Consider the following 22,098-nt stretch of genomic DNA (forward strand, 5'->3'; position numbering starts at 1 on the left):
CTCACTGGGCGATCAGCACACGTCCCGGTAGGGCGTCCCTGGCAGGTAGCGCGCCCATTCCTCCCTGGTCAGGGTCCGCCCGGCCCGCGCGCACACCTGACGCGCCACGAGCTCCCCGTCCACGGGCATCTCGAACAGGTCCCCGCTCTGGTCGGCGACGTGCAGACGTGTGCCGTCGGCACTGAAGGCCAAGGTCAGGCCGAGGTCGGAGAGCAGCGGGACGGCCCCGCCCAGCCGCCGCCCGGCGCGCACGTCCCACAACTGCACCGTCCCGGCCTCGCTCACCGTGGCGAGGACGTCGCCCCGGGGGGAGAAGGCCAGCGCGTCGATCCGCTCCATCGTCCCGTGCAGCGTGGGCGGCACGGGGGACGGGCCCCTGGTGTCCCAGAGGAAGATCCGGCCCGTGATGCCACCCACGGCGATCAAATCGCCGGCGGGACTGACCGCGAAGGACTCGGAGGGGATGAACGCCTTGCCCCGCTGCCGGCCCGTGGCCGCGTCCAGGATCCGTCCGTCGGCGCAGACGATCGTCCGCCCGTCGGCACCGAAGGCGATGGTGCCGGTCTGCCGGTCGAGCGGAACGTTCACGACCAGGTGACCGGTGCGCGCGTCCCACTCGAGCAGGCGGCTCCCCCGCATGACGGGGCCGTTGTCCGCCTGCGTGAGCGTGGCCGCGAAGCGCCTGCCGTCCGGGCTGAACGCGTCGCCGTCCACCATCAGGCCGCGCGGCACCCGGTAGTCCCACAGCGGTCTGCGGCCGGCGACGTCCCAGGCACGCAGCCGGTCGAGGGTGTCGTTGCCGACCACCATGGTCCGGCCCGTACGGTCGAAGACCGCGTCTCCCCAGTCGGCCGTTCCCTGCAGTGACCCGGCCGGTCGCCGCCGGGACACGTCCCACAGCCCCAGGGGGCCGGACTCCTCCGGCTCCGTCGCCAGCCAGCGGCCCTCGGCACTCAGCCAGGTGCGGAAGATCCGGCCCGGCGGGCGGACCGGCTCGGCCCGCGGCCGGATGTCCAGGCTGACGACGGCCTCCTCCAGGAGGTAGCGCATGGTGTGCCCGTCGGGGTCGAGGCGGACGTCCGCCACGTCGTCCTCGGCCCGGTAGGCGAACACCTGCCGGTGGTCGCGCACCCGCCAGACCCTGATGGACCGGTCGGCGAACCCCGCAAGGTAGCGCCCGTCGGCGCTGAACCGCAGGCCGGCGTTCATGGCGTTGGCGGGCTCGTTGGCCCCGCTCTCGGTCCAGGGCCAGTCGTCGTCCCCCGCCTCGGTGATGCGCCGGCCCGTCACGGCCGAGACGAGGGTGATCTGCCGGCCCCCGCAGGCCAACAACGCGCCGTCCCGGCTGAAGGCGACGGTCCCCAGCTTCCCGGGGCAGGCTCCCCGGAACCGCGGGTCGCGGTCCTGACCGGGCATCCGCCGCACGTCCAGCCTGCCGGTCAGCGGATCGAGCAGCGCGGCCATCCGTCCCGAGCGCGGCACGACCGGCAGGTCGTCGGGCCAGCCGCCCTCCGCCGCCCGGCCGTACGTCCGCCCGTTCGCGAGGTCCCAGACGAAGCCGTTCGTGTCCTCAAGCACGGCGACCTTCGACTCGTCGTCCGTGAACCTGATCCCCCCCGCCGATCGCGCGCCGGGAACGGCGAGCTCGGCCCGGGCCCGGCCGGCGGCCAGGTCCCACACCCTCGCCTTGGTCGTGGTGAGCATCGCGACGTACCTGCCGCTCGGGCTGAGCGACACGTCGAGCAGGGGGTCGGAGCGCAGGCCCGGCACCGGGATCCGCCGGAGCAGGCGCCGGCCCCGCACGTCGTGAAGGCTGATGCCGTCGTCCGACACCGTGACGGCGGTGCGCCCGTCCCGGCTCAACGCCTGCAGCCCGCCGCCCGGCGGGCGGTAAACCGCGATCTCCGGCTGGTAGAGCGAGGACATCAGGCTCGACCTGGCCTCGGAGCCGCCGTCGAGGCGCCAGGCCGCGACGCTCAGCAGCATGGCCGCGACGGGGTCGGTGGTCCGCAGGGTCCCGGAACGCAGCGCCGCCTCCCGGCCGTTGGCCTGGTCGCGCTGCGCGGTGATCCGGTCACGTTGCTCGGCGATCCGGCTGCCCTGGTAGGCGGCCAGGCCGCCGCCCGCGAGGGACAGCGCGAGCAGCAGGGCCAGGGCGGCCGTGAGCAGGCGGCGGCCACGGGCACGCCGTCGGGTCAGCGCGGCCGACGCGTCGAGGAACTCGCGTTCCAGGGCGTTCAGGGCGAGACGCCGGCGGCCGGTGGCCGCCCAGCCCACGGCCGCGTCCAGGCGGCCGCCCTGCATGAGGTCGGCGGGACGGCGGCCGGCCGCGGCCCACTGCCGGGCCCGCAGGCGGATCTCCGCGTGGACCGGCAGGCCGTCCCACTCGTCGGTGAGCCAGGCCCGCAGCCTCGGCCAGGCGCGCAGCAGCCCCGGGCGGGCGAGGCCCACCTCGCCGTCCCGGCGCGACAGGACGTAGGTGAACACCCGGAGCACCTCGCCCGATCCGGGCGGCAGCTCGTCCTCGCCGGCTCTGCGGGTGGCGAGCTCGCCCTCCGGGCCCACCGCGACCAGCCGGAGGAAGATCTGCGGCACCAGGTCCCGCTCCGCGAGGCCGAGCGCGTCGTACGCGTCCTCGGCGAGCGCGCCCAGGGCGGGATCGGCCTCGCCCTCCGCGTGCACCGTCCGCGCCGCCCGGCTGCCCTCCGCCAGCAGCCGCGCCGTGTCCACCCGGGAACCCCCGCTGATCAAGGCCATCAGCAGGTCGCGGGCGGACGGGCGGGTGGCCGGTTCCTTGACGAGGGCCGCGCCGACCAGCGGGCGGAGCGGCTCGGGCAGCACGGACAGGTCGGGATCGGCCGACAGCACGCGATACATCACCCCGCCCAGGCTCTCCGCCCGGAACGGGTCCTCGCCCGTGGCGGCGAACAGCACGATCCCACCCCAGGCGAAAACGTCGGCGGCGGGGCCCGCGCGCTGCCCGGTGAACACCTCCGGCGCCATGTAGGTCGGCGTTCCGGCCACCAGGCCGGTGCTGGTCAGCGACATCTCCAGCGTGCGCGCGACGCCGAAGTCGATCACGCGGGGGCCGTCCGGGCCGAGCAGTACGTTGTCGGGTTTGAGGTCGCGGTGGACGACCCCCGCCTCGTGGATCGCCGTCAGCGCCGTGGCGATCGCGGTCGCCAGCCGGTGCAGGCCGTCCCCGGCGAAGACGTGCCCCTCCTGCACGGCCCGGCGCAGGCTCCGCCCCTCGACGTACTCGCTGACGATGTACGGCCTGGGCCCGTCCAGCTCGGCGGCGATGACCGGCGCGGTGCAGAACGACGCCACCCGCCGGGCGGCCGCGGCCTCCCGGCCGAACCGCTCCCTGAGCTCAGGATCCCCCGCGGCGTCGCCGTGCAGCACCTTGACCGCCACCCGGCGGCCGTGGCCGTCGTAGGCCTCGTAAACGACGCCCTGGCCTCCGGAGCCGATCCGCCCCGACAGCCAGTAGTCCCCCAGCCGCTCCGGATCCTCGGGCAGCAGCGTCCCCGCCATCGCTCACCTCCCGCCGGGATTGGACGCGGGCGGGGACGCCCAGGTTCTGCCGGGATTATGCCGATGATCCTCAGCGGGCCGGGGGCCGGCCCGACCGCCAGTGGCGCCCGGTGTGGTCCGTCCCCGGCCGGGGCCGCGGGGACGCGACCCGCCGCCGGTGGTGCCGGGCGGGCAGCGCGGGCGCGGGCAGGTCGTGGCGGCCGGAGACGAACTCCTGCACCGCGATCTTCGCCCGGATGACCGGACGGCGCCAGCGCTCCTCCCGGTGGATCGCCTTGGCCATCAGGCGCGGCCGGGGCCGCCTCGCCCGCTCCGAGTAGCACCAGCGGGCCCACGGCGAGCCGGGACGGGCCACCCGCACCGCCCCCACGTACAGCAGCGGCGGCACGAACAGTCCCAGCAGGCCGCTCCAGATCTTTCCTTTGAGCAGGGTGATCATGGCGAAGACGAGGTTGACGAAGAGGAACGCGGGGGCCGTCCAGCGGCCTCCGCCCTCCGCGCCGTTCCAGGCGAGCGGGCGCAGCCCGAGCAGCAGCAGGCCGGTCGCCGCGATCGCCACGAAGACCGCGTCCACGGAGGTGCGGCCCTTCTCCTGCCAGTAGACGTCGCGCAGGTGCAGGATCAGCGCGAACTCGTCGAGCACGAGGGCGGCGCCCACGCCGAACACGGCGGCGGAGAAGGAATACCACCCGGTGGACACGCCGGAAAGGACCAGCCCGGCCACCCCGCCGAGCAGCGTGAGCACCACGCCGAACACCACGTGGTGGATGTGCATCTCGCCCACGCTGACGTTGCCGAGCCACCGCACCCGCGCCCTGATCAGCCGTACGTTCACCCGCGTGAAGACGAACGCCGTGATCAGCGCGACGAAGAAGCAGAACAGCGGCAGGCGGTGCGCCTCGACGATGCGTTCCCGGAACCAGTCGGCCATCAAGCCATCCCCCGGTTCCCGATGCTACGACGCGACGGGAGTGGTCAGGCGAGAAAGCCGCGCAGCAGGGCCGCCGTGCCCTCCAGATGCTCGGCCACCGCCCGTTCCGCCGCCTCGGGGTCGCCGTCCAGGATCGCGGCGGCGATGGCGGCGTGCTGGACCGCCGCGTGCTCGATGTTGGGCCGCAGCACGGGGATCGCGTTGAGCAGGTCGGTGACCCGCAGCCGGGCGTCGGCGCAGGCGGCGGCCAGCAGCGGCGAGCCGGTCAGCTCCGCGATCGCCAGGTGGAACGCGATGTCCATCCGGCGATAGTCGGCCGGCGCCGCGTCGTTCACACCGGCCAGCCGGGCGGCCAGCGTGTCCCGCCGCCGCGGGGTCAGCTCGGTGGTCGCGAGGACCCGGGCCGCCCCGCATTCGACGGCCATCCGGAACGTCAGCGCGTCCTCGAGATCGTCTTCACCCATGCGGGTGACGGCCCTGCGCAGGTCGCCCTTGCGCGGGCTCGGCGGCCGGTAGACGACGAAGGCCCCGCCGTACCGGCCGCGCCGTACGTCGAGATAGCCGGCCTCCTGCAGGGCTCGGATCGCCTCGCGCAGCGTGACCCGGCTGATGCCGAGCCGGGTGGCCAGCTCGCGCTCCGGCGGCAGTTTGCCGCCGTGCGGGACGACGCCGAGCTTGATGGCCTGGAGCAGACGCTCCACGGTCTCCTCGAACGCGTTGCCCGCCCGCACCGGCCGCAGCAGCGACACCGCGCCGGTGATCCCCACGGCCCCGGCGGGCTCGGCGGGAGTCCGGGGGCCGGAGACGGACGCCTCCGCCGGGGTGATCTCCATGCGCATCGTCCCTCCACCCGTCGCCGCGGGCCCCCCGTTCCTGGATCGAGGTTAAACCCCCCGGACATTGTTGACGACGAGGGGAACATGGTGCTTGCATGCCCTCAATGGTCTGATTCCAGACTTTTGGACGGGAGGCACCGTGCTCAGCGTGGAGCGACTCCGCGATGACGTCGAAGCGGGCCGCGTGGACACGGTCCTGCTCGCGGTCACCGACATGCAGGGGCGGCTGCAGGGGAAGCGGCTGTCGGCGCGGTACTTCCTGGAGGAGGTGCTGGACCACGCCGCCGAGGGCTGCAACTACCTGCTCGCCGTGGACGTCGACATGAACACCGTGGACGGCTACGCCATGTCGTCCTGGGAGCGCGGCTACGGCGACTTCGTCATGCGGCCGGACCTGTCGACGCTGCGCCGGGTGCCCTGGCACGAGGGCACCGTGCTGCTGCTGGCCGACCTGGCGTGGGAGGACGGCTCGGACGTCGTGGCCTCCCCCCGGCAGATCCTGCGCCGCCAGCTCGCCCGGCTCGCCGAGCGCGGCTGGACCGCGTACGTCGGCACCGAGCTGGAGTTCGTCGTCTATGACGACAGCTACGAGCAGGCCTGGCAGCGGGGCTACCGCGACCTGACCCCGGCCAACCTCTACAACGTCGACTACTCGCTGCTCGGCACCTCCCGCATCGAGCCGCTGCTGCGGAAGATCAGGCTCGGCATGGAGGGCGCCGGGCTGTACGTCGAGTCCGCCAAGGGCGAGTGCAACCTCGGCCAGCACGAGATCGCCTTCCGGTACGCCGACGCGCTGACCACGTGCGACAACCATGTGTTCTACAAGAACGGCGCCAAGGAGATCGCCGCCCAGGAGGGCAAGTCGATCACGTTCATGGCCAAGCCGAACCAGCGCGAGGGCAACTCCTGCCACATCCACATCTCGCTGCGCGACGCCGACGGCACACCCGTGATGGCGGGCGGCGAGCCGTACGGGCTGTCGGAGACCGGGCGCCGCTTCGTGGCCGGGCAGCTCGCGGCCATGCGGGAGCTGACCCTGCCCTACGCGCCCAACGTCAACTCCTACAAGCGGTTCGTGCCCGGCAGCTTCGCCCCCACCGCCGTCAAGTGGGGCGTGGACAACCGCACCTGCTCGCTGCGGCTGGTCGGCCACGGCCCCTCCCTGCGGGTGGAGAACCGGGTGCCGGGCGGCGACGTCAACCCCTACCTCGCGGTCGCGGCCATGATCGCGGCGGGGCTGCGCGGCATCGACGCCGGGCTGGAGCTGGAGGAGCCGTTCGGCGGGAACGCCTACGACTCCGGGGCGGAGCGGGTGCCCGCCACGCTCCGCGACGCCCTGGCGCTGTGGGAAGGCTCGCCGATCGCGGAGGAGGCGTTCGGCAAGGACGTGGTCGAGCACTACGCCAACAACGCGAAAGTCGAGCTGGCCGCCTTCGACGCGGCGGTCACCGACTGGGAGCTCTATCGGGGGTTCGAACGGCTGTGAAGATAGTCAATCCGGCGACCGAGGAAGTGATCGCCGAGGTCGAGATGGCGGACGCGGCCGAGGTTGACCGCGCGGTCGAGCGGGCCGCCCGGGCCTTCCCCGCCTGGCGCGCGATCGCCCCGGGCGAGCGTGCCCGGCTGCTGCGCCGCTTCGCGCAGGTGGTGGAGGACCACGCGGAGGAGCTGGCGCGGCTGGAGATCACAGGCGCCGGCCACACGGTGGGCAACGCCCGCTGGGAGGCGGGCAACGTCCGCGACGTGCTGAACTTCTACGCGGGCGCGCCCGAGCGCAACCACGGCAAGCAGATCCCGGTGCCCGGCGGGGTGGATGTCACGTTCGCCGAGCCGCTGGGCGTGGTCGGGATCATCGTGCCGTGGAACTTCCCGATGGTCATCATGACCTGGGGAGTCGCCCCGGCCCTCGCCGCCGGTAACACGGTGATCGTCAAGCCGGCCGAGTGGACGCCGCTGACCGCGCTGCGCCTGGCCGAGCTCGCCCTGGAGGCCGGGCTGCCCGAGGGCGTGCTCCAGGTCGTCCCGGGAGAGGGTGAGGTCGCCGGCGCCCGGCTGGTCGAGCACCCCGACGTACGGAAGATCGTGTTCACCGGCTCGACCGAGGTCGGCAGGCTGATCGGCGCCAAGGCCGCCGGGCAGGTCAAGCGGGTGACGCTGGAGCTGGGCGGCAAGAGCGCCAACATCGTCTTCGCCGACTCCGACCTCACCCGGGCGGCGGAGTCCGCCCCGATGGCGGTCTTCGACAACTCCGGCCAGGACTGCTGCGCCCGCTCGCGCATCCTGGTGGAGCGTTCCGTCTACGACGACTTCCTCGCACGGCTGTCGCAGGCCGTCCGCGAGGTCAAGGTCGGCGACCCGAACGACCCGGCGAGCCAGATGGGCCCGCTGATCAGCGCCGAGCACCGGGAGCGCGTCGCGTCGTTCGTCACCCAGGCCGACGTGTACGCCGCCGGGTCGTGCCCGGGCGGGCCCGGCTACTGGTTCCCGCCCACCGTGCTGGCCGGATCGTCCTCGGAGTCCTTCCGCAGGGCGTTCACCGACGAGATCTTCGGGCCCGTGGTGTCCGTCGTGCCGTTCGAGGACGAGGCCGACGCCGTGCGGATCGCCAACGACACGGCGTACGGCCTGTCGGGGTCGATCTGGACCCGCGACGTGGGCCGGGCGCTGCGCGTGGCACGGGCCGTCGAGGCGGGCAACCTGTCGGTCAACTCGCACTCCAGCGTCCGCTACTGGACCCCGTTCGGCGGCTTCAAGCAGTCGGGCCTCGGCCGGGAGCTCGGCCCTGACGCCCTGTCGGCCTTCACCGAGACCAAGAACGTCTTCATCTCCACGGAGTAGATCAATGCAGCGTTTGCAGGACCGCGTCGCCGTCATCACCGGGGCGGGCAGCGGCATCGGGCTGGCCACGGCCCACCGGTTCGCCCAGGAGGGCGCCAAGGTCGTGGTCGCCGACCTCGACGAGGAGGCCGGCGCGAAGGCGGCCGGTGAGGTCGGCGGCCTGTTCGTCAAGGCGGACGTGGCGAACGAGGACGACGTGGCCCGGATGTACCGGACCGCGTTCGAGGAGTTCGGCAGCGTCGACATCGCGTTCAACAACGCGGGCATCTCGCCGCCGGACGACGACTCCATCCTGGAGACCGGCATCGACGCCTGGCGCCGGGTGCAGGAGGTCAACCTCACCAGCGTCTACCTGTGCTGCAAGCACGCGATCCCGTACATGCAGCGGCAGGGCAAGGGCTCGATCATCAACACCGCGTCGTTCGTCGCGGTCATGGGCTCGGCCACCTCGCAGATCTCCTACACCGCCTCCAAGGGCGGCGTGCTCGCGATGAGCCGCGAGCTGGGCGTCCAGTTCGCCCGCGAGGGCATCCGGGTCAACGCGCTGTGCCCCGGACCGGTGGACACCCCGCTGCTGCGGGAACTGTTCGCCAAGGACCCCGAGCGCGCCCAGCGCCGTCTCGTCCACGTGCCGATCGGCCGTTTCGCGCGGGCCGAGGAGATCGCCGCGGCGGTCGCGTTCCTCGCCTCCGACGACGCGTCGTTCATCACCGCCTCGGAGTTCCTGGTCGACGGCGGCATCTCCGGCGCGTACGTCACCCCGCTGTAGGAGTTGCAGATGGCCCGTCCCGTCATCGGCGTCACCTGTTATGTGGAGCCGGCGAAGTTCACCGTCTGGGACATGCCGGCGGCGCTGCTGCCGTACATGTACGTCGACCACATCGCGCGGGCGGGAGGCCAGCCGGTCATCCTGCCGCCCGCCGGGGAGCCCGCCGCGCTGGCCGGGCGGCTGGACGGGCTGATCATCGCGGGCGGGGGCGACATCGACCCCGCCCGCTACGGCGCGCCGCCCGCCGAGCAGACCGGATACGTCCGGGAGTTCCGCGACGAGGCGGAGTTCGGGCTGATGGAGGCCGCCCTGCGCACCGGCCTGCCGTTCCTCGGCATCTGCCGGGGCCTGCAGGTGCTCAACGTGGCGCTGGGCGGCACCCTCCACCAGCACCTGCCCGACGTGGTCGGCCACACCGCCCACTCCCCCGCCCCCGGGACGTTCGGCCGCCTCCCCGTACGGCTCTCGCCCGGGCTGGCCAAGATCTACGACGGCGAGGACCTGACGCCCGCCCACTACCACCACCAGGCGATCGACCGCCTGGCGGACGGGCTGGAGGTCACCGCCCGCTCGGACGACGGCACGATCGAGGCCGTCGAGGTCACGAGCGCGGCGTTCGCCCTGGCCGTCCAGTGGCACCCGGAAGCCGACGAGGACGGCCCGCTGTTCCGCGCTCTCGTCGCCGCCGCCCGCCGCTGACAGCCCAGGATTGAAGCCGGTCACAAGCGATGGACAAGCCTCCTGGCCGACACTTCGTGGACCATGAGGCTCAATCGCGGCAGAGTACCCGTCGTCCACCAGCGCACCCCCACCGAGTGCGGCCCCGCCTGCCTCGCCATGGTCCTGGGCGCGTACGGACACCACGTGGAGGTGCGCGAACTCGGCGAGGAGATGGGCGTCGGCCGTGACGGCACCTCCGCGCTCACCCTGGTCAGGGCGGCCAGGCGGCGGGGGCTGGAGGCGCGGGCCTTCTCCCTGCCTCCCGAGGGGCTGGCGCACGCGCCACTCCCGGCGATCGCGCATTGGAAGGGCGACCACTACGTCGTCGTTGAGGATCGCAGGCCCGGCGCGGTCACGGTCGTCGATCCCGCGACCGGCCGCCGTCGCGTCACCGACGCCGACCTCGCCCGGGACTACAGCGGCGTGCTGCTCGTCTTCACCCCGGGCGCCGAATTCCGGAGGACCGGGCGCCTGCGCCGGGGCCGCTGGTGGCGGTGGCCGGCCGCCGTCGCCTTCGCCGGCCGCCGGCGGCTGCTCGCGCTGCTGGTGGCGCTCAGCGTCGTCATGCAGGCGTTCGGCTTCGCCCTCCCCGCGCTGACCGAGCTGGTCGTGGACCGGGTGCTGCCGGACGGAGACCACGACCTGCTGGCCGTCGCGGGCCTCGGGGTGCTGGGCTTGGTCGCCGCGTACGGACTGGTCCGGGCGCTGCGCGGATACGCCATGGTCGCGCTCAGGGTGAGCGCGGACGGCGAACTGGTCCGCGTCACGGGCGAACGGCTCCTCGCGGCGCCCTACCGGTTCTTCGCGCTGCGCGGCTCCGCCGACCTGGTCAATCGCGTGCTGGCGACCTCCCTGATCCGGGAGGTCCTCACCAACCAGGTGACGCTCGCCTTCCTGGAGGCTCCGCTGGCCCTGGGATACGTGATCGCGATCAGCGCGCGCAGCCCGCTGGTCGGCGGCTGCCTGGTCGCGTTCGCCCTGGCCCAGGTGGGCCTGCTGCTCCTCACCCGCCGCCGCGTCGGCGACCTGACCCACCGCGAGACGGAGGCCCGCAACGACCTGCAGAGCAGGCTGATCGAGGGCCTGCGCGGCATCGAGACGGTCAAGGCCTCCGGCTCCGAGCCGCGGATCGCGGGCAGATGGGCGACGGCCATCGCCGCCGTCGCCGAGCGGTCGGGAGGAAGCGGCCGGGCGCATTCCCTCCAGGACGCCCTGCTCGGGACCCTGCAGTTCGCCGCCCCGCTCGCCCTCGTATGGGTGGGCGCCCGCCAGGTGGCGGACGGAGAGCTGACGCTCGGCGGGATGCTCGCGTTGCAGGCCCTGGCCGGCGCCGCGCTGGCCCCGCTGAGCTCGCTGGTCACCGGTCTGCAGGCCGTGCAGTCGGTCCGGCCGCACGTGGAGCGCCTGGCCGACGTGTGGCACGCCGAGCCGGAGCCCGTTCCCGCCGCCCCGGTCACCCGTACGCTCACGGGGCGGATCGAGCTGGACGGCGTCTGCTTCCGCTACGGCCCCGACAGCCCGTGGATCCTGCGGGACGTCACCGTCGCCATCCATCCCGGGCAGAAGGTCGCGCTGGTCGGCGCCTCCGGATCCGGCAAGACCACCCTGGCCCGGCTGATCCTCGGGCTGCTCGCGCCCGCAGAAGGCGAGATCCGCTACGACGGCGTGCCCGCCGCCGCCTTCGATCCCGGCGCCCTGCGCCGGCAGTTCGGCGTGGTGCCGCAGGAGCCCGTCCTCTTCAACGGGACGATCTTCGACAACATCGCGCTCAACGTCCCCACGGCCACCCGGGAGCAGGTGGAGCGGGCGGCCCGGGCGGCCCGCGTGCACGAGGAGATCGCGGCCATGCCGATGGGCTACCACACGCTGCTCACCGACGGCGGCGGGCTGTCGGGCGGGCAGCGCCAGCGGCTCGCGCTCGCCCGCGCCCTGCTGTCGGAGCCGAGGATGCTGCTGCTGGACGAGGCCACGAGCCACCTCGACACCGCGACCGAGGCCGCGATCGAGGAGAGCCTGCGCGGCTTCGTGGGCACCCGCGTCGTCATCGCCCACCGGCTGAGCACCGTGCGGGACGCCGACCTCATCCTCGTGCTGGACCGGGGCCGGATCGTGGAGGCGGGCGGCCGGGACGAGCTGCTCAGCCGGGACGGGCACTACGCACGCCTCGTCGCCGCGCAGCGGCTCGGCACCTGACCTTCATGAACTGCGGGTAAAGCAGGTCACAAGTCGCTTACCTCCGTCACGCAATCCGGTTCCAAGGCGATCAAGACAGGGTCTGGGACACGGGGGAGCCGCTTCCGGCTCCCGACTCGACCGAAAGGAGAAGGCCATGAGCGGACAGCCCAAGACCGAGCTGCGGGACCTTTCCGAGGTGGGCGCCGAGCTGGACGAGAGCCGGCTGGAGGGCGTCACCGGCGGGATGAGCGACCCCATGGCCGCCCGGACGAGGTCCGGCGCCGGCTACGACGACTACCTGTGCTGAGGGAGCAATCATGAAGGTTCGCACCGTCATCGCCGCCATCGAGGCTGTGGGCGAGGAACTGGACGAGGAGCGCCTGCGCGGCGTGACCGGCGGCCAGGCCCCGGAGTTCGACAGGAGCGGCTGCTACGCCGACAACATGTGCAAGTACGACGACATTTCCCTCTGACGCTTGCCCATGACACCACAGGGTGACCACACCGGGTTGATCACGCTGTGACGCACAGGGTGGGAGCGCCGCTCCGGTGGCGCTCCCACCCGCCATGCCCCGTCGATTCAGGCCGAGCCGATTCAGTCCCCTCCTGGAAGCCGCCGCTTCTGCGTCCCGTCCGAAGCCGCTCCGGCACGACGCGGCAAACGCCGCCGTGAGGGGTCGCGGGGCACGGCGCGGGTGATCGCGCACGACCCGCTCAGGTCTCTTTGGTCACGTCGAAAGGCCCTCCGTTGCGCCCTCCTCACGTTCTCGTCCTCACCAGCGAGGACGACCCGCACGCCGAGCGGGTCTGCGGTCTGCTCGCCCGGCGCGGCGCGCGCGTCAGCGTCTTCGACCCCGGCGACTTCCCCGTCTCGGCGAAGGTGGACCTCGGCTACGGCGCCGGCCTCGGCACCCGCCGCATCCTGCGCGGCGACAAGGAGACGATCGACCTCGACACGGTGTCCGCCGTGTGGTGGCGCCGGCCGACTCCCCCTCGCGCGCACGCCGAGATCGTCGATCCGGCGGTCGCCGCGCACACCGTGCAGGAGTGCAAGAGCCTGCTCAGCGACCTGTGGGAGCACCTGCCGTGCCGTCAGGTGCCCGCCCGCGAGTCGGTCTTCCGCCGGTCCGGCCAGAAGGCCTCCCAGCTCGCCCTGGCGGCGGAGCTCGGATTCGCGATCCCGGAGACGCTGATCAGCACGGACGCCGAGTCGTTCCTCGACTTCCACGACCGGCACGACGGCCGGATCATCACGAAGGCCTTCCACGTCCCGCTCGTCGAGGGCGTCGCGGGCGGCCTCACCGCGACCCGCCTCACCGAGCCGGTGTCGCCCCGCGACCTCGCGTACGCCGACGGCCTGCGGTTCTGCCCGGTGATCGTGCAGGAGATGGTGCCGAAGCGCTTCGAGCTGCGCGTCACCATCGTCGGGCGGCAGATCTTCGCCGCCGAGATCCACTCGCAGGCGTCCAACCGATCGAGCCTCGACTGGCGGTACTACGACACCCGGACCACCCCGCACCGGCCGCACCGCCTCCAGGAGGAGATCGCCGACCGGTGCCTGGCGCTGATGGACCGCCTCGGCCTGCTGTACGGCGCCGTCGACCTGATCGTCACGCCGGACGACCGTCATGTCTTCCTGGAGGTCAACCCCAACGCGCAGTGGCTGTGGGTCGAGAACATGACCGGTCTGCCGATCAGCGAGGCCCTCTGCGACCTCCTGCTCGAACCGGCCTGACGTCCCCGCCGCGAACGAGCCCGACAGATTTCGCTCAGAGGAGCCCGACATGCCGCCGCACAGTGGTGTTCACCGTGTTGTCCTTCCCCCTGCCGGCCTGCTGGCCGGCGTCCTGGCGTACCTCCGCCGGATCAGCGACCTGGAACCCGCCGAGGCCAGGCTCCTGCTGGGCGACCTGCGGGCGGAGCACGAGGGCACGCCGATGCGCCTGGTGTGGCAGCGCGACCATCCCGGCGGCGGCTGTCACTACGACATGCTGATCCCGGTGGGAGACGGCACGGTCTCGGTCGCCTTCGCCCCCGACCGCGCGCTGCCCTGGCCGCTGCGGGGCAGCCGCAACTCCGGCGAGCAGGTCGTCGTCCGGGTCAACGGCATGGAAGTCGCGATGGAGCAGGCCATGGCGGTGCTGGACGAGCTGTGGAGCGACGCCTCTCAGGCGAGCCGGCTGGTCGACGCCGCCCTGGTCGCGCAGGAGCTGGCCGACGACCCCGTGGACCTGTCCGCCGCCGAGTTGCAGGACGCTCTCGACGCCTTCCGGCGGGCCCGGGGGCTGCTCACGGTCGAGGCCACCCGGGCGTGGATGGCCGAACACGGCCTCGACCACGCCGGCCTGGAGCACATCGTGGCCCAGGAGGCCGGGATCGCCCGGCTGCGCCGGCGCGTCGTCGGCGACCGCGCCGGCGGCCTTTTCAGCGCCGGCCCCGGCTCCTATGAGCGGCTGTGCGTGCTGTCCCTCCGCTATCCCCGGCTGGAGGCCGCCCAGGCCGCCGCCGCCCGGCTGCGGGACGGCGGGGCCGATCCCCTCGCCTCGGCCGCCGCCGAGACGCTCGACCACGGCGCGGACGCCCGCCTGCGCCGGCTGTTCCGCGCCGAACTCGGCCCGCGGGCGGCGAACGCCGCACCCGGTGACGTCCTCGGCCCGTACGGACCCGACCCCGTGGTCACCCACGTGGTGGAGGTCAGGCCCGCCGTTCTCGACGACGCCACCCGGCGAGGGATCGAACAGCGGCTTTTCGAGGAATGGCTGGCCGATCGGCGGCGCGAGGCCCACGTGGAGTGGGTGTGGGGCGACGCCCGGCGCACCGACGCCGTCAACCAGGCCATGCGGGCCCCCGCGACCGGAGGCGACGCCGCCGCGGCCCGGTGAGCGCCGGACCCCCGCCCCCCCCAGGTCAGCGGGAACAGCTCAGCGGGAACAGGTCAGCGGGAACAGCTCAGCGGGAAGAGGACGGAAGCGGTGGAGGCGGCGTCATGTCCAGCGCCCGGGCGATCGCGCCCATGATGCGCGTGCCCTCCTCCACCGCGAGCGCTCTCAGTCCCGCGGCGTCGCTATCGCCGAAGTAGGAGCGGCCCATCCTGAACTCGGCCCTGGCGATCGTCCTGCCGCGCTCGACGTTCTCGAGGCCCCTGTCGGCGTTGACGGCGACGCCGACCTTGATTTTGCGCAGCCCAGTCTGGCTCCACCAGGCGCGCCATTCGGCGGAGTCGTTCAGGGCCCGGTCCAGCGCGTGGGCCGCGTTCTCGTACTGTCGCGGCGCGCTCTTCCAGGCCGAGCCCCGGCGTGTGTCGTACCACCGTCCGTCCGCCGGCAGTCCGGACAGCAGAGGGTCGAACTCCTCGTACCAGTCCAGGCCCGCGACACCCCACAGCACGGTCGCGACGACATCGACGAGCAGTTCGGTCTCCCCCGCGTCCCACTCCTCGCCCTCGGCCACCGCCGGATCGGCGAGCACGGCCTCGTACCGCTCCCGCCCGGCGGCGACCACCGCGTACAGCAGGTTCTCGTACGCGTCCCCGACGAGTGGGATCGGCGGCCGGCCCTCGTCGCTGACGTCGGGAACCGGACGCCCCTCAAGAGGGAGTCCGGTGAGCGCACGCACCTTTCCGGCGAGACGCGCGCAGAAGGCCTCCACCTCCTCCGCGCCCAGCGACGACAGGCGTTCGCCCAGCAGATCGGCGCCGTCTTCGTCGACCACCCCGTCGAGCGTGCCGATCAGCTCCCAGAAATCCTCGTCCGTCATAAGCCGTACCTCCCCGGGCCGGCGCCGCCCCGCGCCGATCATCGCGTAATCGGCGTCACACTCTCACATCGCCGGCATGGACAGTCGGCGCGAGCTTGATCTGTAACCGATTTCATTTGGCTTATCGGCGTATCGGAGCGCGCCGGGCCGGCATTGCGGCTCCCAGGGCGGCGTTTATGTGCTCCGTAGCGACGGACATAGAAACGACATATTTTTGACGCAAGCCGTCGGAGAGAGATATGGTCAAATGGCGATCAAAGCCGCGTCGTCGGCGCGTTCACGCTGCTTTCGTGCGAGGGGAACCGTGTTATACGCCGTGCTCGGACCGTTCCTGGCCATGAAACCCTCGGGGGACGTCATCGCCGGGCTCGCCCCGAGGCACCGGCAGCTACTGGCACTGTTCCTGCTCAATCCGAATATCGCGGTTCACCGGGACAGACTCATCGATCTGTTGTGGAATCACTGTCCCACTAAATCGGCGCCGCGGAATCTTACCACCTACATCGCACAGATGCGGCGGCGGCTCTCGCCGCGCGACCCCGACCTTTCTCCGCTGCACACCGTGGAGGGCGGGTACCTTCTTTCCGTCCCGCCCGGATCCGTGGATGCTGCAGTATTCAACCATTTCGCGGCACATGGCAGAATCGCTCGCGACAATGGCGATTACCACAATGCGGCGAGGATGTTCGAGAACGCGCTGAGCCTGTGGCGGGGCGACGCCCTGCTCGGCATGACGCACGTGGACGAGCTCTCCGGGTGGGCCGAACGGCTCGACGAGGACCGGCGTGCGGTGACCGAGGACCTCTTCGACGTACGACTGGCGCTCGGGCACCACCACGAGATCGTCGGCGGCCTCGCCCAGTGGGCGAGGCGCCATCCGCTGCGTGAACGGCCGCATCGGCAGCTCATGCTGGCGCTGCACCGGTCGGGCCGCACCCACGACGCCTCGGCGTCCTACCAGCGACTGCGCCGCACCCTGGTCGACCGCCTCGGCACCGAGCCGTCCCCCGACACCCAGGCCCTCCACCAGCGGATCCTCACCGGCGACGACCCTTCGTCCGCCCTGATGCGTCTCCGTGCGGGGCATCGGCCGCCGCGCGAATCCGATCACGCATTGTGATCCGGCGACCGAGCAGATCCTGGCTCGGCTCACGGCCGATGGAAGATCGGCCACGGATGTGGTGCGGGAAGCCATCAGGCTCGCCGACCGCCTCCGCTGGCCGGAGCAGGCCCGCGCGGACGCGGAAAGACTCGGCAAGGATCCGGACGACTTGGCCGAGGTCCGCGCCATTCGCCGCGAGCTTGGCCATCCCGCCGTAGGTGCATGAAGGGGCTCTCCACCCCGCAGCTTCGAGTCGAAGGACGAGATGCCCGCCGGCCTGGGGACGGATACCCCGATCGGGGGAATCGGGGCGATCCAGCCGGTTACGGGGATGGCGGCGAACCACTAGGCTTGCAGGACACCGGTGATCCCGTGCGGGAGAGCGTCCTGGCATCCGGTCAGGGCCCCTGAAGGAGCAAGCCCTCCCCGCGAACCTCTCAAGGCAAAGGACCGTGCGGGCCAGGTGACCTCTGGAAAGAAGGCCGGAAGGCCTCGCCGAAGGTGAAAGTCCGGCAAAGATCGGACGAAGCTCTCAGGCGCCGATGACAGAGGGGGAGGATGCCCGATAGTCAAACGCAGCATCCGTCCTTCCGAGGTGCGCATGTCCCGATCCACCCCGCTCCGCGGGGTCCACGAACGCCTTGGCGCGACCCTGACCGACTTCGCGGGCTGGCAGATGCCCCTGCGCTACGGCAGTGAGTCGGCCGAGCACAACGCGGTGCGCACGGCCGCGGGGCTGTTCGACCTGTCCCACATGGGGGAGATCTTCGTCGTCGGCGCACAGGCGGGCGAGGCGCTCGACCGCGCTCTCGTGGGGCACCTCAGCGTCCTCGCGCCCCGCCGCGCCCGCTACACGATGATCGTGAACGAGACCGGCGGCATCCTCGACGACCTCATCGTCTACCGCCTGGACGAGGACCAGTACATGGTCGTCGCCAACGCCTCCAACTACGCCCTCGTCGCCCGTGAGCTCGCCGACCGGGTCCGGGGATACGACGCGCGGGTGACCGACCGGTCGGACGAGTACGCGCTGGTCGCGGTGCAGGGCCCGCGCAGCGCCGAGATCCTGACCGCGCTGACCGACGCCGACCTCGACGATCTGAAGTACTACGCCATCCTCCCCGGCGTCGTCGCGGGCACGCCCGTCCTGATCGCACGCACCGGATACACCGGCGAGGACGGCTTCGAGCTGTTCGTGCTGAACGAGCACGCCGTGCCGCTGTGGGACGCCCTCACCGAGGCGGGCAGGGACGCCGGGCTCGTCCCCGCCGGGCTGTCGGCCCGCGACACGCTGCGCCTGGAAGCCGGCATGCCGTTGTACGGCAACGAGCTGAGCGCGGCGATCACACCGTTCGACGCCGGGCTCGGCCGGGTCGTCCGCTTCGACAAGCCCGGTGACTTCGTGGGTAAGGCCGCCCTCGAGCGGGCAGCGGAGAACGGCACCAGGCGGCGCCTGGTCGGGCTGGTGGCGCGCGGCCGCCGGGTGCCCCGGCACGGCTACCCGGTCACCCGGGACGGCGCCGTCGTCGGCGAGGTGACCAGCGGCGCCCCGTCGCAGTCCCTCGGCCGCCCGATCGCCATGGCGTACGTCGACGAGGACGCCCTGGAGAAGGGTGGCCTGGCCGTGGACATCCGGGGCAGCCAAGAACCGGTCGACGTCGTCGATCTGCCTTTCTACAGGAGGAGCAAGTGAGCACCATTCCGGACGACCTGAGCTACACCAAGGAACACGAGTGGGTGGCCGGGATCGAGGACGGCCTCACCGTGACGGTGGGCGTCACGGCGTACGCGGCCGAGCAGCTCGGCGACGTGGTTTACGTGGAGGTGCACCAGGAGGTCGGCGCCACGGTCGCGGCCGGCGACGCGGTCGGCGAGGTGGAGTCCACCAAGTCCGTGAGCGACATCTTCGCCCCGGTCGGCGGCGAGATCGTCGAGATCAACTCGGCCGTCGCGGACAACCCCTCGCTGGTCAACTCCGACCCGTACGGCGAGGGCTGGCTGTTCCGCGTGCGCGTGGAGGAGGAGCCGGAGGACCTGCTGTCGGCCGCGGAGTACACCGCGCTGACCTCCGGCGAGTCCTGACGGCCACCGGAGACGCGTGAAAGGCGACGGTCAATGGCGATCAGCGTCTTCGACCTGTTCAAGGTGGGCATCGGGCCGTCCAGCTCCCACACGGGCGGCCCGATGGCGGCGGCGCACAAGTTCGCCCGCGGGCTGCACCAGGACGGGCTGCTGGAGAAGGTCACCCGGGTCGAGGCCATCCTCTACGGCTCGCTCGGGCTGACCGGCAAGGGCCACGGCAGCGACAAGGCGGTCCTGCTCGGCCTGTCCGGCGACAAGCCCGAGCTGGTCGACGTCGACACCGTCGACGAACGGCTGGCGGCGATGCGGGCGAGCGGCACGGTCTCGTTGTACGGCGTGCACGAGATCCCGTTCGTGGTCGGCGAGGACCTCGTCTTCGAGCGCAAGCTGTCGCTCCCCCACCACCCGAACGGCATGCGGTTCACGGCGTACGCCGACGACGCCGTGCTGCGCGAGAAGGTGTACTACTCGGTCGGCGGCGGCTTCGTGGTGGACGAGAACGCCACCGGCGCCGACCGGATCAAGCCCGACGACACGGCGCTGCCGTACGCCTTCACGACCGCGCACGAGCTGCTCGCGCACTGCGCCGAGACCGGCCTGTCGATCTCCGGCCTGATGATGGAGAACGAGAAGGCCTTCGGCCGTACGGAGGAGGAGATCCGGGCCCGCCTGCTGCACCTGTGGGCCGTCATGGCCGAGTGCGTACGGCGCGGCACCAGCCGCGAAGGCGTCCTGCCGGGCGGCCTCAAGGTGCGCCGCCGGGCCCACCAGCTGTACCGGCGGCTGCAGGGCGAGGCCGACGGGACCGACCCGCTGCGGGCGATGGACTGGGTCACGCTGTTCGCGCTGGCCGTCAACGAGGAGAACGCCGCGGGCGGCCGGATCGTCACCGCGCCGACCAACGGCGCCGCCGGCATCGTCCCGGCCGTTCTGTCCTACTACATGCGTTTCCTTCCGGGCGCCGACGAGGACGGCGTCGTCCGCTTCCTGCTCACCGCGGGCGCGATCGGCGTGCTGTTCAAGGAGAACGCCTCCATCTCCGGCGCGGAGGTGGGCTGCCAGGGCGAGGTCGGCTCGGCCTGCTCGATGGCGGCGGCGGGCCTCACCGAGGCGCTCGGCGGGACGCCGGAGCAGGTCGAGAACGCCGCTGAGATCGGCATCGAGCACAACCTGGGCCTGACCTGCGACCCGATCGGCGGTCTCGTCCAGATCCCCTGCATTGAGCGCAACGCCGTCGCCTCGATCAAGGCGATCGCCGCCGCCCGCATCGCGCTGCGCGGCGACGGCCGACACTTCGTGTCGCTGGACAAAGCGATCAAGACGATGCGCGACACCGGCAGGGACATGCTCGACAAGTACAAGGAGACCTCACGCGGCGGCCTCGCCGTCAACGTCATCGAGTGCTGAGCCTCGCGCCGCCGGCGAGCGCGGCGGCGTCTCGAATGTGACGCATGTGCGGCTCACCAATATCGTGGTGCCTTCCGGCGAGGAGGAGGGCCGTCACGTGAGGTGGCGCGAGGCGCTGCGCCCGCATCGGGCGTTCCTGGTGGTGCTGGCGGCCGGGGTCGCGCTGCGCGCGCTCGCCGTGCTCGGCTACCGGCCCGTGCTGTGGTTCTGGGCCGACTCCTTCGCCTACCTCAGCTCGGCCCTGGATCTGCGGCCGCTGCCCTCGCGGCCGTCCGGCTACTCGCTGTTCCTGGCGGCGCTGAGCCCGCTGGGGAGCATCACCGCCGTCGTGATCGTCCAGCACCTGCTCGGTCTCGGCATGGCCGTCTGCGTGTACGCCGTGCTGCGCCGCCGCACACGGCTGCCTGGCTGGGGAGCGGCGCTGGCGGCGGCGCCGGTGCTGCTCGACGTCCACCAGATCCAGCTCGAACACCTCGCCATGGCGGACCTGCTGTTCACCGCACTGGTCGTGGCCGCCGTGACGATCCTGCTGTGGCGCCCCAGGCCCGGCGCGTGGTCCGTCGTCGCCGCGCTGCTGCTGCTCGGGTGCGCCACGGTCACCCGCACCCTCGGGCTGCCCCTGATCGCGCTGGCGCTGCTGCCGGTGCTGCTCGCCGGACGCTGGAGGACCGCGCTCGCCGGACTCGCCGCCGCGTCAGCCGTGCTCGGCGGGTACGCCGTCTGGTTCCACGACGCCCACGGGTCGTACGGGATGGGCGGCAGCAGCACGTGGCTGTGGTCGCGCACGATGACCTTCGCGGACTGCTCGGTCATGAAGCCGCCGAAGGAACTGGCGGTGTTGTGCCCGTCGGAGCCCCGGCTCGCCGCGCCCGCCTACATCTGGGCCGCCGACTCGCCCATCCAGCGGGTGAAGAAGGACAAGGAGCAGCTGGCCGGGGAGTTCGCCTCGCTGGCGATCCGCAGCCAGCCCCTCGACTTCCTGGCGACCGGTCTGCACGACGCCATGTGGGCGTTCGAATGGGACCGGAAGGTCTACCCCGCCCCGGGCACGCAGAGCGCGTACGTGTTCCCCGCCTCGGTGAAGCCGTTCACCTCCAAGGTGGCCTCCGGCGGCCGTACGGCGACCGAGCTGACCACCGCCTACCAGGGGAGCTCCGGGGACACGAAGGTGGCCGAGCCGTTCGCGGGGTGGCTGCGCGCCTACCAGGAGCAGGGCTTCCTGCGCGGGCCGCTGCTGGCGGCGGTCCTTCTGGCCGGGCTCGCCGGGCTGGTGGCGCGGCGATGGACGGCGCTGCTGCCCTGGGCCGTGGCGGCGGTCCTGCTTCTGCTGCCGCCCCTGATCGCCGCCTTCGACCACCGCTACGTGGTGCCCGTCGTGCCGCTCGCCTGCCTGGCCGCCGGGCTCGCCCTCGGCACGAAGGCGACCCCCGCGCCGTGGCGTCGGGAGGGGCGGTCAGCGGCGGCGGACGTGCAGACGGACGACCGCAAGCGCGTCGTCGCGGCCGACCGCGCGGCGAACGCGTGAGATCGCCGACTCGTCCAGCCGCCTGATCACCTGCCGCAGGTCGGCCGGCTGCCGGAGCGACACCGACACCCGCAGCCTGCCGTCACGCACGAGCCTGACCGAGATGCGGCCGATCCCGTCGATTCCCTTCAGCGCCACGCCGAGCATGGCGATGCCGGCACCGGTACGGCTGCCGACCCGGCCCCAGCCGAGCGCCATGAAGAGCCAGCGGGTCGCGACCAGGGCGAGCACCATGGCCACCCCCGCCAGCAGGGGCAGCGCCCACGGCTTCCCGTCCACCACGCTCGCGTCGGCCACGCTCTCGTCGATCAGGGCCGCGCCGGGCCGCCCGCGCGCGGCGGCCAGCAGGCCGAAACCCCCCGCGACCAGCGTGAGGCCCACCAAACAGAGCCCGAGGCGGTTCCCGCGTCGCGGACCCAT

Annotated in this window: 19 protein-coding genes and 2 riboswitches; of the genes, 14 read left to right on the forward strand and 5 right to left on the reverse strand. The window is 72.4% G+C overall.

Translation table 11 applies throughout. From position 1 onward, the window contains the following. Positions 1-12: 12 nt before the first annotated feature. The 3 genes from ACQEVJ_RS34550 to ACQEVJ_RS34560 form a co-directional block, all read right to left on the reverse strand. A complete protein-coding gene (locus ACQEVJ_RS34550; RefSeq protein WP_433108459.1) occupies positions 13-3,537 on the reverse strand; it encodes a serine/threonine-protein kinase in 3,525 nt (1,174 codons plus the stop codon). 70 nt (positions 3,538-3,607) lie between these two features. Further along, entirely contained in the window at positions 3,608-4,468 is an 861-nt protein-coding gene (locus ACQEVJ_RS34555; protein ID WP_433108461.1) for a hypothetical protein, read from the reverse strand. A gap of 44 nt (positions 4,469-4,512) precedes the next feature. After that, a complete protein-coding gene (locus tag ACQEVJ_RS34560; protein ID WP_433113147.1) occupies positions 4,513-5,301 on the reverse strand; it encodes a FadR/GntR family transcriptional regulator in 789 nt (262 codons plus the stop codon). Between the two features lie 151 nt (positions 5,302-5,452). Between ACQEVJ_RS34560 and ACQEVJ_RS34565 the strand changes: the two genes are divergently transcribed. The 9 genes from ACQEVJ_RS34565 to ACQEVJ_RS34605 all read left to right on the forward strand — a co-directional run bounded on the left by ACQEVJ_RS34565 (position 5,453) and on the right by ACQEVJ_RS34605 (position 14,688). After that, positions 5,453-6,790, forward strand: a complete 1,338-nt coding sequence (locus ACQEVJ_RS34565; RefSeq protein WP_433108463.1) for a glutamine synthetase family protein — start codon at positions 5,453-5,455, stop codon at positions 6,788-6,790. Next, entirely contained in the window at positions 6,757-8,142 is a 1,386-nt protein-coding gene (locus ACQEVJ_RS34570) for an aldehyde dehydrogenase family protein (RefSeq protein WP_433113150.1), read from the forward strand. The genes ACQEVJ_RS34565 and ACQEVJ_RS34570 overlap by 34 nt, the downstream gene beginning before the upstream one ends. A 4-nt stretch (positions 8,143-8,146) precedes the next feature. Beyond that, entirely contained in the window at positions 8,147-8,911 is a 765-nt protein-coding gene (locus ACQEVJ_RS34575; protein WP_433108465.1) for a 3-oxoacyl-ACP reductase, read from the forward strand. A 9-nt stretch (positions 8,912-8,920) separates the two neighbouring features. Next, positions 8,921-9,610, forward strand: a complete 690-nt coding sequence (locus ACQEVJ_RS34580) for a gamma-glutamyl-gamma-aminobutyrate hydrolase family protein (protein WP_433108467.1) — start codon at positions 8,921-8,923, stop codon at positions 9,608-9,610. Positions 9,611-9,673: 63 nt separating this feature from the next. Further along, on the forward strand, positions 9,674-11,824 hold the full coding sequence (locus ACQEVJ_RS34585; protein WP_433108469.1) for a peptidase domain-containing ABC transporter: 2,151 nt from the start codon (positions 9,674-9,676) through the stop codon (positions 11,822-11,824). Between the two features lie 136 nt (positions 11,825-11,960). Beyond that, the gene (locus tag ACQEVJ_RS34590) at positions 11,961-12,113 is read left to right on the forward strand and encodes a hypothetical protein (RefSeq protein ID WP_185949397.1); all 153 of its coding nucleotides are present in this window, start codon (positions 11,961-11,963) and stop codon (positions 12,111-12,113) included. Between the two features lie 10 nt (positions 12,114-12,123). After that, positions 12,124-12,279, forward strand: a complete 156-nt coding sequence (locus ACQEVJ_RS34595; RefSeq protein WP_179155182.1) for a hypothetical protein — start codon at positions 12,124-12,126, stop codon at positions 12,277-12,279. Between the two features lie 275 nt (positions 12,280-12,554). Next, entirely contained in the window at positions 12,555-13,541 is a 987-nt protein-coding gene (locus tag ACQEVJ_RS34600; protein ID WP_433108472.1) for an MvdC/MvdD family ATP grasp protein, read from the forward strand. 49 nt (positions 13,542-13,590) lie between these two features. Beyond that, entirely contained in the window at positions 13,591-14,688 is a 1,098-nt protein-coding gene (locus ACQEVJ_RS34605) for a TIGR04500 family putative peptide maturation system protein (protein ID WP_433108474.1), read from the forward strand. A gap of 67 nt (positions 14,689-14,755) precedes the next feature. Here ACQEVJ_RS34605 and ACQEVJ_RS34610 read toward each other — a convergent pair whose 3' ends face one another. Next, on the reverse strand, positions 14,756-15,562 hold the full coding sequence (locus ACQEVJ_RS34610) for a DUF4240 domain-containing protein (protein WP_433108476.1): 807 nt from the start codon (positions 15,560-15,562) through the stop codon (positions 14,756-14,758). A 247-nt stretch (positions 15,563-15,809) separates the two neighbouring features. On the opposite strand from ACQEVJ_RS34610, the gene ACQEVJ_RS34615 reads away from it, so the two are divergent. From ACQEVJ_RS34615 to ACQEVJ_RS34635, 5 genes are all read left to right on the forward strand, one after another. After that, positions 15,810-16,682, forward strand: coding sequence for an AfsR/SARP family transcriptional regulator (locus ACQEVJ_RS34615; RefSeq protein ID WP_433108478.1), 873 nt, complete (start codon positions 15,810-15,812; stop codon positions 16,680-16,682). A 347-nt stretch (positions 16,683-17,029) separates the two neighbouring features. Then, a riboswitch (glycine riboswitch) is annotated at positions 17,030-17,127 on the forward strand. Then, positions 17,128-17,223, forward strand: a riboswitch (glycine riboswitch). Between the two features lie 42 nt (positions 17,224-17,265). Continuing rightward, positions 17,266-18,357, forward strand: coding sequence for a glycine cleavage system aminomethyltransferase GcvT (gcvT, locus tag ACQEVJ_RS34620; protein WP_433108480.1), 1,092 nt, complete (start codon positions 17,266-17,268; stop codon positions 18,355-18,357). Next, positions 18,354-18,746 (forward strand): glycine cleavage system protein GcvH, encoded by a 393-nt coding sequence (gcvH, locus tag ACQEVJ_RS34625; protein WP_433108482.1) that lies wholly within the window; start codon positions 18,354-18,356, stop codon positions 18,744-18,746. Before gcvT ends, gcvH begins: the two co-directional genes overlap by 4 nt. 33 nt (positions 18,747-18,779) lie before the next feature. Beyond that, positions 18,780-20,153: an L-serine ammonia-lyase gene (locus ACQEVJ_RS34630; protein WP_433108484.1), complete on the forward strand. Its 1,374-nt coding sequence runs from the start codon at positions 18,780-18,782 to the stop codon at positions 20,151-20,153. 46 nt (positions 20,154-20,199) lie between these two features. Continuing rightward, complete coding sequence (locus ACQEVJ_RS34635; RefSeq protein ID WP_433108486.1) at positions 20,200-21,678, forward strand: hypothetical protein; 1,479 nt, start codon at positions 20,200-20,202, stop codon at positions 21,676-21,678. On the opposite strand, the gene ACQEVJ_RS34640 is transcribed toward ACQEVJ_RS34635, so the two are convergent. Then, complete coding sequence (locus ACQEVJ_RS34640) at positions 21,607-22,098, reverse strand: hypothetical protein (RefSeq protein WP_433108488.1); 492 nt, start codon at positions 22,096-22,098, stop codon at positions 21,607-21,609. The genes ACQEVJ_RS34635 and ACQEVJ_RS34640 overlap by 72 nt on opposite strands.

The sequence above is a fragment of the Microbispora sp. CA-102843 genome, from assembly GCF_050936215.1.
GTDB lineage: Bacteria > Actinomycetota > Actinomycetes > Streptosporangiales > Streptosporangiaceae > Microbispora.